The organism is Bosea sp. PAMC 26642 (assembly GCF_001562255.1).
Taxonomy (GTDB): Bacteria; Pseudomonadota; Alphaproteobacteria; order Rhizobiales; family Beijerinckiaceae; genus Allobosea.
The window spans coordinates 1,872,768-1,886,723 of sequence record NZ_CP014301.1 but is presented as its reverse complement, the minus strand read 5'-3'; the positions used below and the strand labels follow the sequence as shown (position 1 = coordinate 1,886,723).

Sequence of the window (13,956 nt, the reverse complement as noted above, 5' to 3'; positions counted from 1 at the left end):
GAAGCGCCCAGGATCGCGATCGCGGAAGGTGATCTGTACACGCGCCGGCTCCGGTCAATAATTTATAAATTATGGCTTCACTTTCTCTTATTCTGTAATATAAGGCGAGCAAGTAAAAACGGCAATCGGGGGGATGAGACAGGTGATGGTGTCGGCAGGCGCAGACGGCACGATGGCGGAGCGCTGCAGATGCGGCGTCGACATCCATGCCCATATCGTCCCGGCGACCTTCCCGTCCTATCTCAAGGGGCCGCGCCCCACGGGTTGGCCTTCGACCGAGGCCGCGCAGCCGTGCCATCGGCATGTCGTGATCGACGGGCGCAACTATCGCACGGTCTCCGACCGCTGCTGGGACGTACCAAAGCGCTTGGCCGACATGGGCGACATGGCCCTTTCGCTGCAGGCGATCTCTGCCATGCCCGAGCTGATGTCCTATTGGATGGACGCTGCGCCCGCCGACGAGCTGCTGCGCTACATCAACGACCAGATCGCGGGAATGGTCGCCGACTCCGACGGGCGGCTGGTCGGGCTCGGCGCAGTGCCGCTGCAGGACATGGACCTTGCGCTCGCCGAGTTGCATCGCCTGATGCGCGAGCTCGGTTTCGCCGGCGTACAGGTCGGCAGCAACATCAACGGCAAGCCGATCGGCGCACCGGAGTTCGACGCCTTCTTCGAGGCGGCGGAAGAGCTGGGGGCCGCCGTCTTCGTCCATGCCGTGCGGCCCTGCGGGCAGGATCGGCTGGTCGGCCCGGCCCAACTCCAGCAGGCGCTAGCCTATCCCGGCGATGTCGGGCTCGCCGCCGCCTCCGTCATCTGCTCGAACCTGCTGCTGCGCCGGCCGAGGCTGCGCATCGCGTTCAGCCATGGCGGAGGAACGCTCGGGCTGCTGCTGCCGCGACTGGAGGAAGGCCGCCGGGTTTTCCCCGCGCTGCAGGAGAGCATCGAGACGTCGCCGACCGAGCAAGCACGGCGGCTGTTCTACGACGCGCTCGTCTATGACGAGCCGACGCTGCGGCATCTTACCAACCTGTTCGGCGAGACGCAGATCATGATCGGTACGGACTATCCCTTCAATTTTCACGAGCGGCAGCCGGTCGAGCGCATCGAGGCGGCGTTCCCGGACGAGGCGACGCGGAAACGTCTGCTACGCGACAATGCTGCCGTCTTCCTGGGCCGCGCCGTGGAGCAGGCGTCATGACCCGTTTTCCGGTTTCCGGTCTTCGCAGCGTCGCCATCGCGACGCCCGACCTCGCCTTGTCGGAGCGCTTCTATACGCAGGTCTGGGGGCTTACGGTCGCCGCCAGACAGGGCGATGTCGTCTATCTGCGCGCGACCGGCGCGGATCATCACGTCCTCGCGCTCCATGCCGGCGCCGAACCCGAAATCCTGTCGGTGACTTTCAGGGTCGATGCGTCGGCCGATCTCGCCGCACTCGCCGAGCAGGCGGTCGTCCATGGCGCGATGCTGATGGCGCCGCCCGGCCCGAACCCGGAGCCGGATGGCGGCATCGTCGTCACGATCGCCGAGCCGCAGGGCGGGGTCTATCGCTTCGTTCAGGGGGACCGGACCCATGATGATGCAACCGAAGTTCGCGACCGGCCTTCGCGGCTGGCCCATGTCAACCTCAACAGCATCGATGTCGATGCGCAGGCGGCATTTTATGAGAACGGGCTCGGCTTCACCCTGACCGACCGCTCGAAGCTGATGGCGTTCCTGCGCTGCAACAGCGACCATCATGCCGTGGTGCTTGCGGAGGCCAAGGCGAACGGCCTCAACCACATCGCCTTCCTGTTGCCCGACTGGGAATCGGTGATGCGCGCCTCGGGCCGCCTCGTCGATGCCGGCCATCCGATCGCCTGGGGCGTGGGTCGGCACGGGCCGGGCGACAACGTCTTCTCCTATTTCATCGATCCCGTCGGCTTCGTCATTGAGTTCACCGCCGAGGTGCTGCAGGTCGACGATACCTATCGCGTCCGTGGTCCGGACGAATGGGTCTGGCCGCCGGGCCGAACCGACCATTGGGGCGTCGCGCCGCCGAAAGCAGATCACGTCAAGGCTGCACAGATGGCGATCGTCTACCGCGCGCCGGGCTCAGACAAGGAAGTCCCAGGCAAAAAGGGAGAGCCGAGGTGAACCGGCCAGACGTCGTCGATCCAGACCACTTCCAAGTTGTCGTCGTCGGCTTCGGTCCGAGCGGTGCCGTCGCGGCCAGTCTGCTCGGACATCATGGCATCCGCAGCCTGGCGATCGACAAACAGAGCGCGGTCTACGACAAGCCGCGCGCCATTGCGATCGACCACGAGATCATGCGGCTGCTCGACAATCTCGGCGTCGCCGAAAAGGTGCTGCCGCATGTCGCGCCGTTCCTCGTCTCGGAGCATTTCGGCGCGGAAGGCCAGCTCATCCGGCGCATCGATACGGTGCCGGAACCTTATCCGCTGAGCTATGTCCCGACCATGGTCTTCACCCAGCCGCCGGTCGAGGCGGCGCTGCGGGCGCATGCGCAGGCTTATGACAGCGTCGAGGTCGCGCTGGGCACCGAACTCGTCGATCTCGCACACTCGGACAACGGGGTGACCCTGACATTGCGGGGGGATGGCGGCACCGTGCGGATCGTCACGGCGGACTACGTCATTGGCTGCGACGGCGCCTCGAGCGGCATTCGCGAGCGTCTGGGCATTGCGCTCGCCGATCTCGTCTTCGACGAGCCCTGGCTCGTGGTCGACCTGCTGGTTGACGACACGGCGTTGGGCAAGCTGCCGCAGACGGCGGCGCAATTCTGCGATCCGAGCCGTCCGACCAGCTTCATCATCGGACCTGGCAACCATCGGCGCTGGGAGATCATGCTTCTCGACGGCGAGGACCCGCGCGCCGCACAAACGCCGGAGCGGGTCTGGGAACTGCTCGCGCGCTGGCTGACGCCGGAGGACGGGACGCTCTGGCGTGCGGCCAGCTACCGCTTCCACGCTCTCGTGGCCGAACGCTGGCGCGTGGGGCGCGTCTTCATCGCGGGCGATGCAGCGCATCAGCAGCCGCCCTTCATCGGGCAGGGCATGTGCCAGGGCGTCCGCGACGTCGCCAATCTGGTCTGGAAGCTCGCCCGCGTCCTTGAGGGCAGCTCCGGTGAGGCGCTTCTCGACAGCTATGAGATCGAGCGCAGCCGCCATGTGCGCGAATTGACCGCCCGGATCAAGGCGATCGGGCAGGTGATCTGCGAGCGCGATCCCGTCGCTGCGCGCGAGCGCGACGCCCGCATTCTCGCCGAAGGCGGCGGGCAGCCGCGCACCATCACGCGCCAGGAGATCGTCCCGCCGCTCGCGACCGGCCTGCTGACGGCGCAGGACGATCCGGGCCGGGGCAAGCTGTTTCCGCAGCCCTGGGTGAAGGCGCTGCAAGGGCGCGCCCGCCTCGACGCGGTCGCCGGGGCCGGCCATCGGCTGATCGTCGAGGCAGCGCTGGCGGCACGGCTGTCGCCCGCCATCGTCGCGCGGGCCCATGCGATCGGTCTGCGCCTGATCGTGCTGTCGGGGCCGGGCGGGCGGGCCATATCGGGCGCCGACGCCACGGTCGAGGAACTCGACGGCGTGCTGCGAGCCTGGTTCGAGGGCTGCTCCCGGGCAGCCGCGATCATCCGGCCGGACCACTACGTCTTCGGCACCGCCATCGACGAAACCGACCTGGCCGGGCTGCTCGAGGAGCTCGGGTCCGGTCTTGCCACCTGCCTTCCGGCCGCATCCCGGCCGCAGATCGCTCCAGCCCTTTCCTGAGAGGACCGTTTCAATGCGTTTCGCGACGTTTCACCTGCAGGGCGCTCCGACATGGGGCCTGATCGACGGCGATGAGGCGGTCGATCTCGGTGCCGTCCTCGGCGACCGCTATCCTGATCTCAAGAGCGCCATCGCAGCCGACGCGCTGGCCGAGGCGGCAGGCGTCGCGGCGGGTGCGCCGCGCTATCCGCTCTCGGCCATCGGCTGGCTGCCGGTGCTGCCCAACTCTGACAAGATTCTCTGCGTCGGGCTGAACTACGAGATGCATCGCAAGGAGACGGGCCGCGCCGAGGTCGAGAACCCGACCATCTTCGGCCGCTTCGCGAACTCGCAGATCGCCCATGGCGCCGATCTCGTCCGGCCCCGCGTCTCGCATGAACTCGATTTCGAGGGCGAGCTCGCAATCGTCATCGGAAAGCCCGGCCGCTATATCGCGCGCGCTGACGCCTTCGCCCATGTCGCCGGCTACGCCTGCTACAATGACGGCAGCATCCGCGACTTCCAGCGCCATACGCACCAGTTCACGCCAGGCAAGAACTTTCCCGGCACGGGGGCCTTCGGCCCCTGGATGATGACGCCCGACGAACTTGGCGAACTGGCTGAGCTGCGGCTTCAGACGCGCGTCAACGGTCAGGTCGTGCAGGACGCGACTTTCGCGCAGATGATCTTCGATATCCCGCGCATCGTCGAATACTGCTCCTCCTTCACGCGGCTGGAGCCCGGCGACGTCATCGCCACCGGCACGCCCGGCGGCGTCGGCGCCAAGCGCACGCCCCCGCTGTGGCTGAAGCCCGGCGACGTGGTCGAGGTCGAGATCGACCGGCTGGGCACGCTGCGCAACGGCGTCGTCGACGAAGCCTGAGAGGTCGGCGCTCGCTCTGTCTTCCTTCGTCCATGACGTGGCCTCGAGGCTCACGAAGCACGCATGGACGATTTCCACCCTCAACGAAAACGAGCCCGGAGGAAACGATGTTCAAGCTCCCCTATCTAGCCCTGTCGGCCGTGGTCGCGCTCGTAGCCGCGACGGGCGCGCAAGCGCAGTCCTGGCCGCAGCGCCCGGTCGCACTCGTTGTGCCTCAGGCGGCGGGCAACAGCCCCGACATTCTGGCGCGGGTCATTGCCGACAAGCTCTCGCGCAGCCTCGGTCAGCAGGTCTATGTCGAGAACCGCACGGGCGCGGCCAACATCGTCGGGACGCAGGCCGTGGCCCGCGCGACGCCGGACGGCTACACCTTCCTGTTTGCCACCTCGGCATCGCTTTCGACCAACCCGCATACCTTCAAGAAGCTGCCCTATGATCCGCTGACGGATCTGGCGCCGGTGGCGCTGGCAGCGCGCAGCCACCATGTGCTTCTGGTCAACCCCGAATTGCCGATCAAATCGCTGGCGGATCTCATCGCCCAGGAGAAAGCCAAGCCGGGCGAGATCAGCCTCGCAGTAGACAGCGAGCGCAACATCTCCGGCCTGATCGGTCAGACGATCAACAAGCGCGCCGGCATCAAGATGGTGCTCGTGCCCTATGCGTCGGCTGCGAATTCGATCCAGGACACGATTGCGGGCCGCGTGCAGGCGACGATCCAGTCGGCTTCCGTCGCCGAACCCTTCATCAAAGGCGGCCAGCTTCGCCCCATCGCAGTCGCCGGCACCAAGCGCCTGGCGTCGATCCCCGGCGTGCCGGCAATCGCCGAGACGCTCGCGAGCGCCGATATCGGCGGCTGGTTCATGGTGATGGCGCCGACGGGTACGCCGCCAGACATCATCCAGACCATGAGCCAGAAGATCGCCGAGATCCTACAGCAGCCCGACCTGCGAGAGCGGGCGCCGACGCTGGGTTTCGATGTCGATGTCGGCCCTCTCGCCACACCGACGGGCGCAGCAGGCTTCCTGAAGAAGGAGATCGACACCATGGGAGGGCTGATCAAAGAGTTCGGCATCGAGCCGCAGTGAGGGCTCACACCTCAGACGGTCGGCTACCCAGTCCCTGCCGATAAGCCCTCACGCCTGCTGAGAAACTTTGATAGGCCGGCACGACCGCGATGGCGCTGAACGGCGATGGCCGGTCCGAAGCTCGAGCTATGCCGACGACGGAGAGCTCTAGCTCCGAAAACCATTGGTCAGGATGGGGCTGCCAGCACTCCGGTCCACCCGTTTCAGGCGTTGCTTGAAACTGCGCGATCCCGTCTCCCAGTCGCGCAGCCGATCTTGATCTTCGCTCTTTTGGGCCAGGCTGGCACCGGTCATCGTCGGCGCTGGAGGCAAGCCAAGGAGAGACAGGACCGTCGGCGCGATGTCGACGATGCCGCACGCCCGCTCATCCAGCTCTGGGAGGAACGGCCCTCCTCGGGCCAGCAGCACTGTGTTCAACTCGTGCTTGTTGAGCCCTCCATGCATTCCGCCGCCGACCGGTACATCGCCTTTCGTCATGCTGCCGAGACCCGGATTGCCATAAGGGTCGCTGCTCTCGTCCGAGCGCAGGACATAGACGAGATCGGGCGCGCGAGCGTGATCGAGATCGACCAGCGACAGCGCAAAGCTGCCCGGCACCACGCCCTCGACGTCGTTTCGGCCCGCGGAGAACAGGAGCCCCAGAAAGTCCTGCTCCTGCAACCACTGTGCGATGGCGTCGCGGCGGGCGGGCCCGCCTTCCAGGATGCGGATTTCGCCCATATTGCCGCCGGTCATGGCGAAGTTGGCGCCGGCGAGCGTGCGTTCGGCCGCCCGGCGCCCGGCATGGCCCTGCTCGTTGAGGAGATCGCAGAGCGGCAGCGCCTGGCCCATCGTGATCTGACCATGATCGGAGGCGGCGATCACGGTGTAACGCTCGGCATCGGGCTGCGCGTCGATCCAGTCCAGGATGCGTCCGAAAGCGGCATCGACAGCCTTGAGCACGCTCAGCGTCTCCGGCGAGCCCAGGAAGCGGTAATGGAAGGAGGTGTCGGGTTCGTTGAACCAGATCAGTGCGACCTCAGGCGCCATCTGCGCCAGAACATGCTCGCGGAAGACCTGCTCGGCGTAGGCGATCTCCTCGAAACGCGGCAGGCCGCGCGGCGGCAGCGGCCCGAAGCGGGCCACGACCTCATCGACCGCCTCGGGTGTCTGGGTGTGGTCGCGGCCCAGGATCGAGAAGGTCCAGTGGCCGTTCGCTTTGGCGCGCGGATTGATCAGATAGGCCGAGCCGGCCGAGCCGGTATGCACCACGGCCAGCCGCTTGCCGGCTTTCGCCAGCACGTCGCCAAAGGTCTCGACCTCGACGAGCCGGCCACGGGTCATGTGTTCGGCCAAAGCGACATCGTCGGCCCGGCTCATGTCGAGCACATGCTCGTTCGTGACCTGCGGAAACAGGAAGGCGTTGCCGACGACGCCGTGCACATTCGGCGGCGCGCCGGTCGCGATCGAGGTGGTGGCGACGCGGGTCATCGACGGGAAGACGCTGCGGGCCTCGCGAAACCAGGTCCCTTGACCGGCGAAGCGGTGAAGGTTCGGGGTCAGCTCGGGCGTGACGAAGTCAGGCCGCAATCCGTCGAAGACACAGATGACGACCTTGTCGGCGGTCGGGCTGGGCACCGTCATGCGCTGGCTTTCAAGGCATTGGTGAGCGCGGTCATCGCCAGCTTCTTCGTGGCGGCGACGCAGTCTTCGACCGCGTACCAGTAGCGGGGGCTGAGCTCGATGTTGAAGACGACGCCGTCGGGGAAGGTGCAGGTCTCCATCAGGGCCTGCCAGGGAATCTCGCCCCAACCGACCGGCAGATGCAGATCGCCATGGCCGAAGGCGAGCTTTTCGCTGGGGTTCCAGGTCTCGATCGCGTCGGCGCGGCCGAAGGAATCGTGGATGTGCAGGTGCTTGGAGAACGGTGCGAGCGCCGCGATCTCGGCAAGGTAGTCGCCGCCGAAATAGCCGAGCCGCAGGAAGGAATGGCTGAAATCGAGCGTCGCCCAGAGGTTGGGGTGGTCGATCGCCGAAAGCTCCTGCGCCAGCCGCGACGGCGTCGAGGCGTGCATGTCGCCCCGGTGCCCGCCGAACATCGTCTCGACGCACACCAGCAGGTTCGACGTTTTGGCGACATCGCCGATCCTGGCGAGCCATTCCCGCTGGCGGCCATAGGCGGCCTCGATCACCTCGGCCGGCCTTGTCGGCATGATGCCGGAATGGACGACGTAATGGATCGCGCCGACCTCGGCTGCGATCTCGAGCGAGGCTTTCATCACTTCGAAATGGCGCGGCAGCCGGGCGGGATCGTCGAAGAAGTTGATCGCGAGCGGGCCGTGCACGGTATAGGCCAGCTTCCGCCCGGCGCAGGCCTGCTTGAGCAGAGCGAGATGCCCGCGCTGGATGCGGCCGCCGACGATCAGGTCCATGGCGAAGGTCGGCAGTTCGATGGTCTCGACGCCGAGTGCCTCGACCCTGTCGAGGATCGCGGGCAGATCCGAGAGATCGCTTTTCGGATGGGGGGCGGAGATGCCGTAGCCGCGAACGCCGTTGGAATGCATGAGAGGCTCCTATCAGCGCAGGGTCGGGTCGAGCTTGTCGCGCAGCCAGTCGCCGACGAGGCTGACCGCGAGCGTGGTCAGAACGATGGTGCAGGCCGGCGCCAGCATGATCCAGGGCGCGCGGGTGAGATATTCGCGACCATAGCCGACCATGTTGCCGAGCGAGGTCATCGGCGGCTGCACGCCGAGGCCCAGGAAGGACAGGCCGCTTTCAAGCAGGATGACCTCTGGAAAGGTCAGCGTCATCGAGACGATCAGCGTCGAGGCGATGTTGGGCAGGATGTGGCGCAGATAGACGCGGCCCGGCGTCGCGCCGATCTGGCGGACAGCGCCAGCATAGCCCTGGGCGCCCGCCGAGATCGCCAGCCCCCGCGCGATGCGGGCATAGCGCTCCCAGCCATAGAGGCCCATCAGCCCGATGAAGAGCGGCAGGGCATTGCCGAAGAAGGCCAGCACCGACAGCGCCAGGATCAGAAACGGCATCGCCGCCTGGAAGTCCGCCAGCATCAGCACGAGCTGCTCGACCAGGCCGCGGAAATGCGCGGCGAGGAAGCCCAGAGTCGTACCGAGCACGGCCGAGATGATCGTCGCACCGAACGCCACGAGCAGCGAGATCCGCACCGAGACGATCAGCCGCGACAGCACGTCGCGACCGAGTTCGTCGGTGCCGAGCCAGTGAAGCGGGTGGAAGGGGAGGGCCAGCCGGTTCTTCAGGTCATAGGCGGTGAAACGGTAGGGCGTAATCCAGTCGGCGGCGAGCGCGACGATGATGATGAAGGCGATCCAGATCAGGCCGAACCAGACCAGCAGCGGAATGCTATTTTTGGGCGTGGGGCGGTCGCTGGATGCAGCTGGCAGGCCGACCGATGTGACGATGTCAGCCATGAGAACGCCTGCCGCTGCCGAAATCCAAAAGTGCGGCGTCATCCCGGACAAGCGGCAAAGCCGCGCCGATCCGGGATCCATTCCGGAACATCGCCGGAAAGGTTCCGGAATGGATTCCGGGTCTCCGCTTCGCTGCGCCCGGAATGACGGCTGGGGATGCGAGAAAGAGTGTCATCAATGGGCTCCGGCCTTGGCGCCGCTGCGCAGGCGCGGATCGAGCACGCCATAGAGCAGATCGACGATCAGGTTGGCGCTGACCATGGTCATCGCGACCAGCAGCAGGATGCATTGCACGACGGCAAGGTCGCGATTCGAGACCGCCACGACCAGCAGCCTGCCGACGCCGGGCCAGGAGAACACGCTTTCGACCACGACCGCGCCGGCGATCAGGCTGCCGACCATGAAGCCGACGACCGTCACGGTCGGCACCGCTGCGTTGGGCAGCGCGTGACCGCGCACGACACGGGGCCAGGGCACGCCCTTGGCGCTGGCGGTCCGGATATAGGACTGCCCGAGTACCTCCAGCATGGCGCTGCGGGTGAAGCGCGCCAGCACGGCCGCCCCGCCGATGCCGAGCGTCAGGACGGGAAGGATGGCATGGCGCCAGCTTTCCTGTCCGCCCGAAGGCAGCCAGCCGAGCTGGACCGAGAAGACAAGCACCAGGACGAGCCCAAGCACGAAGCTGGGGACGGTGAAGCCGGCGACGGCGGTGACCATCACGACGCGGTCCATCAGGCTGTCGCGATGGAGCGCGGCGTAGATTCCGGCGGGAATGCCGATGCCGAGCTTGAGCGCCAGCGCCGGCAGCGTCAGTGCGAGCGTCGCAGGGATGCGTTCGAGCACGAGCTGCATCGCCGGGCGCCCGTCGCGCATCGACAGGCCGAGCTCGCCTTGGCCGATCGCCGAGAAATAGCGCAGATATTGCAGCCAGATCGGATCATCGAGACCCCAGGCCTTGCGGAAGGCGGCGATCGCTTCGGGCGGTGCATCGACGCTCATGATGATCAGCGCCGGGTCGCCCGACATCCGCAGCACGATGAAGGCGAAGGTGACGACGAGCGCCACGGTCAGCGCCGCACGGCACAATCTGATGAAGAAGAAGCGCAGCATCAGCTTGCAGCCTTCTGGAAATTGGCCTGGTCATGCGCGACATGACAAGCGGCCAGGCGCCCGTCCGGCAGGGGCAGCAAAGCAGGGCTTTCGACCTTGCAGCGCTCACGGACGGCATGGCAGCGCGGATGGAAGGCGCAGCCCGAGGGGCGCGCCGCCGGGTTGGGCGGGTCGCCCTGCAGCACGATGCGCGGGCGGGCCCGGCGGCCCGGCACGGGCGAGGCCGAGACCAGCGCCTCGGTATAGGGATGCGCCGGACTGGCGAGCAGCAGGTCGGCATCGCCCTCTTCGACGATGCGGCCGAGATACATCACCGCAACCCGATGGCTGACCTGCCGGATCACCTTGAGATCATGGCTGATGAACAACATGCCCAGGCCGAGATCCTGCTGGATATCGACGAGCAGGTTGACCACCTGCGCCTGGATCGAGACGTCGAGCGCCGAGACCGGCTCGTCGCAGACCAGCAGGTCAGGCTTGGTGGCGAGAGCGCGGGCGATTACGGCGCGCTGGCGCTGGCCACCCGACAATTCATGCGGATAGCGCCGGCCCTGATCGGCGCGCAAGCCGACCGACTGGAGCAGAGCGAGCGCCATGTCGTCGCGCTGCTTGGTGTCGCCGATTCCGTGCACGTCATAGGGTTCGCGCACCTGTTCCAGGATAGAGAGACGCCGGTCGAGCGCGCCCAGCGGGTCCTGATAGATCATCTGCATGTGCGCGCGCATCTTTCGCCAGGCAGGCGTGCCGGCGGTCGGAATCGGTGCCCCGTTGAACAGCACATCGCCGTCGTCGGGCGGCTCCAGTCCGAGTGCGAGCCGGCCCGTGGTCGATTTGCCCGAACCGGACTCGCCGACGAGGCCGAGCGTCCTGCCGCGCTCTACCGTCAGCGAGACGCCATCGACGGCACGGACATCGACGGATCGGCCGAACAGGCCTTGTCGCATGGGATAGCGTCGCGCGACGCCGCGCGCCTGCAGCAGAGGAAAGGTGCTCATGCGAAGACCGGCTCCGGCTGACGCTGGGGCTGGCCGAGGGGCGGCGTCATGATGCAGGCGGCACGGCGATCGGGCGCCTTGAGGTCGAGCGGCGGCAGGCGCATGTCGCAGGCATCGATCCGGCGCGGGCAGCGCGGCGCGAAGGAACAGCCGGGCGGCAGGTTCCAGGGTTCGGGGACATTGCCCTCGACCGGCTGGAGCCGGCGGCGCACGCCCTCCAGCGGCGGCAGTGCTGCCAGCAGGCCTTGCGTATAGGGATGCAGCGGCTGCGCGAACAGCGGCTCCGAGGCTGCGGTCTCGATGATGCGCCCGGCATACATCACGCAGACGCGGTCGCAGGTCTCGGAGATGACGCCGAGATCATGGCTGATCAGCACCAGCGCCATATCGGTCTCGCGCCTGATCCTGGTCAGCAGTTCGAGAATCTGTGCCTGGATCGTCGCGTCGAGCGCGGTGGTCGGTTCGTCCGCGATCAGGATGTCGGGCTTGCCGGCGAGCGCCATCGCGATCATCACGCGCTGGTTCTGCCCACCCGACAACTCATGGGGAAAGGCATCGAGCCGGCGGACGGCATCGGGAATGCCGACGAGGTCGAAGAGCCGCTTCGTTTCGGCCCTGATGGCGCTGCCCGAAAGCCCGCCATGCAGCGCCAGCGCCTCGCCGACCTGCTTGCCGAGCTTGACCACCGGGTTCAGCGCGCTGGCCGGATCCTGGAAGATCATAGCGATGCGCCCGCCGCGCACGCTGTCGAGCGTCGCGGGCGTCGCGCCGATCAGTTCACGGCCCTCCAGCGTGACGCTGCCGGTAATTTTCGCCTTTTTTGGCAGCAGGCTCAGCGCGGCAAGCCAGGTCACCGATTTGCCGCAACCGGACTCGCCGACGAGCCCGACAGCCTCGCCGCGGTTCACGGTGAGGTCGATGCCGTGGAGTACCTTGACGCCGTCGAAGGAGACCGCGAGGTCGCGGATTGCGACGAGCGGGCTCGGGCCCGCCTGCTGCGCAAGCGCGCTCATGAGCGAATTCCACCCCAGTTGCTCGCCCGGAAATCCATCACGAAGGACTGCGCCGCTTTCCACTGGATCGCCTTGCGCTTGGCGGTGAAATTCGCGGTCTGGTGCAGCACCGTATAGGCGGGGTCCTCGCGCTCGCAGATCTCCAGTATGCGGCGGAAGGCAGTCCGCCGCTGCGCGGGGTCGGTCGAGGTTTCGAGCACCTCCGACAGCTTGCCCATCTCCTCATTGCGCCATTCGCCGATCTGCCATTGCTGGCCCGTCGGGCCGTGCTGGGCCGTGATCGAGGAGACGGGATCGTTGAAGGAGGCGCTGTTTGACCAGTCGCGCACCGCCCGCGTCGGCCCCTTGGCCAGAACCTGCGGAAAATTCTCCTTGGTCTCGATGGCAACGTTGATGCCGATCTCGCGCCAGCTCTCGACCAGCACCTGCGCGGTCGCGACCTGGCCGGTGTAGTAGTTGTTCAGCAGGCGATAGGGGATCGGGTCACCCTTGTAGCCGGACTGCTTGACCAGTTCGCGGGCGAGCTTCTGGTCATAGGCTGGCACGGCCCAATCGGCGATGAACATGTCGCCGTAGAATTCCCATTGCAGCCCCTTGGGCACGCGCGTGCGTCCGCCCCAGAGCGCGTCGACGATGGTCTGGCGATCGATCGCATGGGTCATCGCCCGCCGAATCAGCGGGTTCTCCAGCTGCGGATGCGTCTTGTCGAAGACGGTCAGGCGGTGATTAGCGATCAGCCCGCCGAGAACCTCATGGCGCGGATCGCGCTCGATCTCGCCGATCTGGTCGGGCGGGATATCGCAGGCAAAGTCGTATTCGCCGGAGCGCAGGCCGTTGATGCGGGAGGACGTCTCGGGCACCTCGACGAAGCGGATGCTCTTGAGGGGAGGGCGACCGCCCCAATAGTCGTCATGGGCGAGCAGGGTCAGCGACTGGTCCGGCTTGAACTCGCCGATCCTGTAGGGCCCGGTGCCGATCGGCTTGCGCGCCCAATCGAGCCAGGAGGCGGCCTCGGAGAAGGCTTTGCGCGAGACGATGATGCCGACATTGCGGGAGATGCGGCCTTCCAGCGTCACATCGGGCGTCTTGTTGACGAAGCGCACGGTGCGCGCATTGACGATCTCGATGCGCTCGAAGGCGGGATATGTCCGCTTCGCGATCGCCACGACTTCCGCCGGCGGCTGCTTGCCCGCGGCCCCGCCCGTGACCGAACCGAAGAGCCCGGCGGAGCCTGCCTGCGCGGCCCCACCCCACATCCGCTCTTCGCCGAAGGAGAAGGCGACGTCCTCGGCCGTCATCGTCTCGCCGTTGTGGAAGCGGACGCCCTCGCGCAGCGTCAATTCGACGGTGCGGTCGTCGATCCGCCGCCAGCCGCTGGCGAGGCCGGGCCTGAGCGAGAGATCGCCGGCCCAATCGGTGTCGATCAGCGTTTCGGCATAGGAATAGAAGGTGCGCGTGCCGACATTGGACTGTTCGCGCAGCGGTTCGAGCGTGTTGGAATTCGCGATCTTCTGCACCGCGATGGTGATCGAGGGACGGTTGTCGGCCTGCCCGATGGCGAAGCGCGGCAGCACCAGCAGACCGGTCGAGCCGGCTGCAAGGCCGAGAGCATGGCGGCGGGTGAAATCGGTCATGGCGACCTCGTCGAAGGGCTCGGAAAAGGAAACGGCGCGACCCATGGGGCCGCGCCGTCGAT

General features: G+C 66.8%; 12 protein-coding genes. 5 read left to right on the top strand and 7 right to left on the bottom strand.

Features of this window, described 5'->3' with window-relative positions:
• Positions 1 to 145: 145 nt before the first annotated feature.
• From AXW83_RS08880 to AXW83_RS08860, 5 genes are all read left to right on the top strand, one after another.
• Complete coding sequence (locus AXW83_RS08880; protein ID WP_210179657.1) at positions 146 to 1,198, top strand: amidohydrolase family protein; 1,053 nt, start codon at positions 146 to 148, stop codon at positions 1,196 to 1,198.
• Positions 1,195 to 2,133: a VOC family protein gene (locus AXW83_RS08875; protein ID WP_066612428.1), complete on the top strand. Its 939-nt coding sequence runs from the start codon at positions 1,195 to 1,197 to the stop codon at positions 2,131 to 2,133. The genes AXW83_RS08880 and AXW83_RS08875 overlap by 4 nt, the downstream gene beginning before the upstream one ends.
• The gene (locus AXW83_RS08870) at positions 2,130 to 3,767 is read left to right on the top strand and encodes a bifunctional 3-(3-hydroxy-phenyl)propionate/3-hydroxycinnamic acid hydroxylase (protein WP_066612426.1); all 1,638 of its coding nucleotides are present in this window, start codon (positions 2,130 to 2,132) and stop codon (positions 3,765 to 3,767) included. Before AXW83_RS08875 ends, AXW83_RS08870 begins: the two co-directional genes overlap by 4 nt.
• Before the next feature lie 13 nt (positions 3,768 to 3,780).
• Positions 3,781 to 4,629 carry a fumarylacetoacetate hydrolase family protein gene (locus tag AXW83_RS08865; RefSeq protein ID WP_066612421.1) on the top strand — a complete coding sequence of 283 codons (849 nt, stop codon included), beginning with the start codon at positions 3,781 to 3,783 and terminating at the stop codon, positions 4,627 to 4,629.
• A gap of 107 nt (positions 4,630 to 4,736) precedes the next feature.
• On the top strand, positions 4,737 to 5,714 hold the full coding sequence (locus AXW83_RS08860; protein ID WP_066612420.1) for a Bug family tripartite tricarboxylate transporter substrate binding protein: 978 nt from the start codon (positions 4,737 to 4,739) through the stop codon (positions 5,712 to 5,714).
• 147 nt (positions 5,715 to 5,861) lie between these two features.
• On the opposite strand, the gene AXW83_RS08855 is transcribed toward AXW83_RS08860, so the two are convergent.
• The 7 genes from AXW83_RS08855 to AXW83_RS08825 all read right to left on the bottom strand — a co-directional run bounded on the left by AXW83_RS08855 (position 5,862) and on the right by AXW83_RS08825 (position 13,894).
• Positions 5,862 to 7,337, bottom strand: coding sequence for an alkaline phosphatase family protein (locus AXW83_RS08855; protein ID WP_066612419.1), 1,476 nt, complete (start codon positions 7,335 to 7,337; stop codon positions 5,862 to 5,864).
• Complete coding sequence (locus AXW83_RS08850; RefSeq protein WP_066612418.1) at positions 7,334 to 8,257, bottom strand: sugar phosphate isomerase/epimerase family protein; 924 nt, start codon at positions 8,255 to 8,257, stop codon at positions 7,334 to 7,336. Before AXW83_RS08850 ends, AXW83_RS08855 begins: the two co-directional genes overlap by 4 nt.
• Before the next feature lie 12 nt (positions 8,258 to 8,269).
• Complete coding sequence (locus tag AXW83_RS08845) at positions 8,270 to 9,142, bottom strand: ABC transporter permease (protein WP_066620158.1); 873 nt, start codon at positions 9,140 to 9,142, stop codon at positions 8,270 to 8,272.
• 174 nt (positions 9,143 to 9,316) lie between these two features.
• Positions 9,317 to 10,252, bottom strand: coding sequence for an ABC transporter permease (locus tag AXW83_RS08840; RefSeq protein ID WP_066612416.1), 936 nt, complete (start codon positions 10,250 to 10,252; stop codon positions 9,317 to 9,319).
• Positions 10,252 to 11,247 (bottom strand): ABC transporter ATP-binding protein, encoded by a 996-nt coding sequence (locus AXW83_RS08835; protein ID WP_066612415.1) that lies wholly within the window; start codon positions 11,245 to 11,247, stop codon positions 10,252 to 10,254. Before AXW83_RS08835 ends, AXW83_RS08840 begins: the two co-directional genes overlap by 1 nt.
• Positions 11,244 to 12,260, bottom strand: a complete 1,017-nt coding sequence (locus AXW83_RS08830) for an ABC transporter ATP-binding protein (RefSeq protein WP_066612414.1) — start codon at positions 12,258 to 12,260, stop codon at positions 11,244 to 11,246. Before AXW83_RS08830 ends, AXW83_RS08835 begins: the two co-directional genes overlap by 4 nt.
• Positions 12,257 to 13,894 (bottom strand): ABC transporter substrate-binding protein, encoded by a 1,638-nt coding sequence (locus AXW83_RS08825; protein WP_066620151.1) that lies wholly within the window; start codon positions 13,892 to 13,894, stop codon positions 12,257 to 12,259. Before AXW83_RS08825 ends, AXW83_RS08830 begins: the two co-directional genes overlap by 4 nt.
• Positions 13,895 to 13,956: the final 62 nt, after the last annotated feature.

Coding starts and splice junctions, on each gene's coding strand:
- AXW83_RS08835 (WP_066612415.1), bottom strand. CDS start 11,247: ATGAGCACCTTTCCTCTGCTGCAGGCGCGCGGCGTCGCGCGACGCTAT.
- AXW83_RS08855 (WP_066612419.1), bottom strand. CDS start 7,337: ATGACGGTGCCCAGCCCGACCGCCGACAAGGTCGTCATCTGTGTCTTC.
- AXW83_RS08880 (WP_210179657.1), top strand. CDS start 146: ATGGTGTCGGCAGGCGCAGACGGCACGATGGCGGAGCGCTGCAGATGC.
- AXW83_RS08850 (WP_066612418.1), bottom strand. CDS start 8,257: ATGCATTCCAACGGCGTTCGCGGCTACGGCATCTCCGCCCCCCATCCG.
- AXW83_RS08840 (WP_066612416.1), bottom strand. CDS start 10,252: ATGCTGCGCTTCTTCTTCATCAGATTGTGCCGTGCGGCGCTGACCGTG.
- AXW83_RS08875 (WP_066612428.1), top strand. CDS start 1,195: ATGACCCGTTTTCCGGTTTCCGGTCTTCGCAGCGTCGCCATCGCGACG.
- AXW83_RS08865 (WP_066612421.1), top strand. CDS start 3,781: ATGCGTTTCGCGACGTTTCACCTGCAGGGCGCTCCGACATGGGGCCTG.
- AXW83_RS08825 (WP_066620151.1), bottom strand. CDS start 13,894: ATGACCGATTTCACCCGCCGCCATGCTCTCGGCCTTGCAGCCGGCTCG.
- AXW83_RS08830 (WP_066612414.1), bottom strand. CDS start 12,260: ATGAGCGCGCTTGCGCAGCAGGCGGGCCCGAGCCCGCTCGTCGCAATC.
- AXW83_RS08845 (WP_066620158.1), bottom strand. CDS start 9,142: ATGGCTGACATCGTCACATCGGTCGGCCTGCCAGCTGCATCCAGCGAC.
- AXW83_RS08860 (WP_066612420.1), top strand. CDS start 4,737: ATGTTCAAGCTCCCCTATCTAGCCCTGTCGGCCGTGGTCGCGCTCGTA.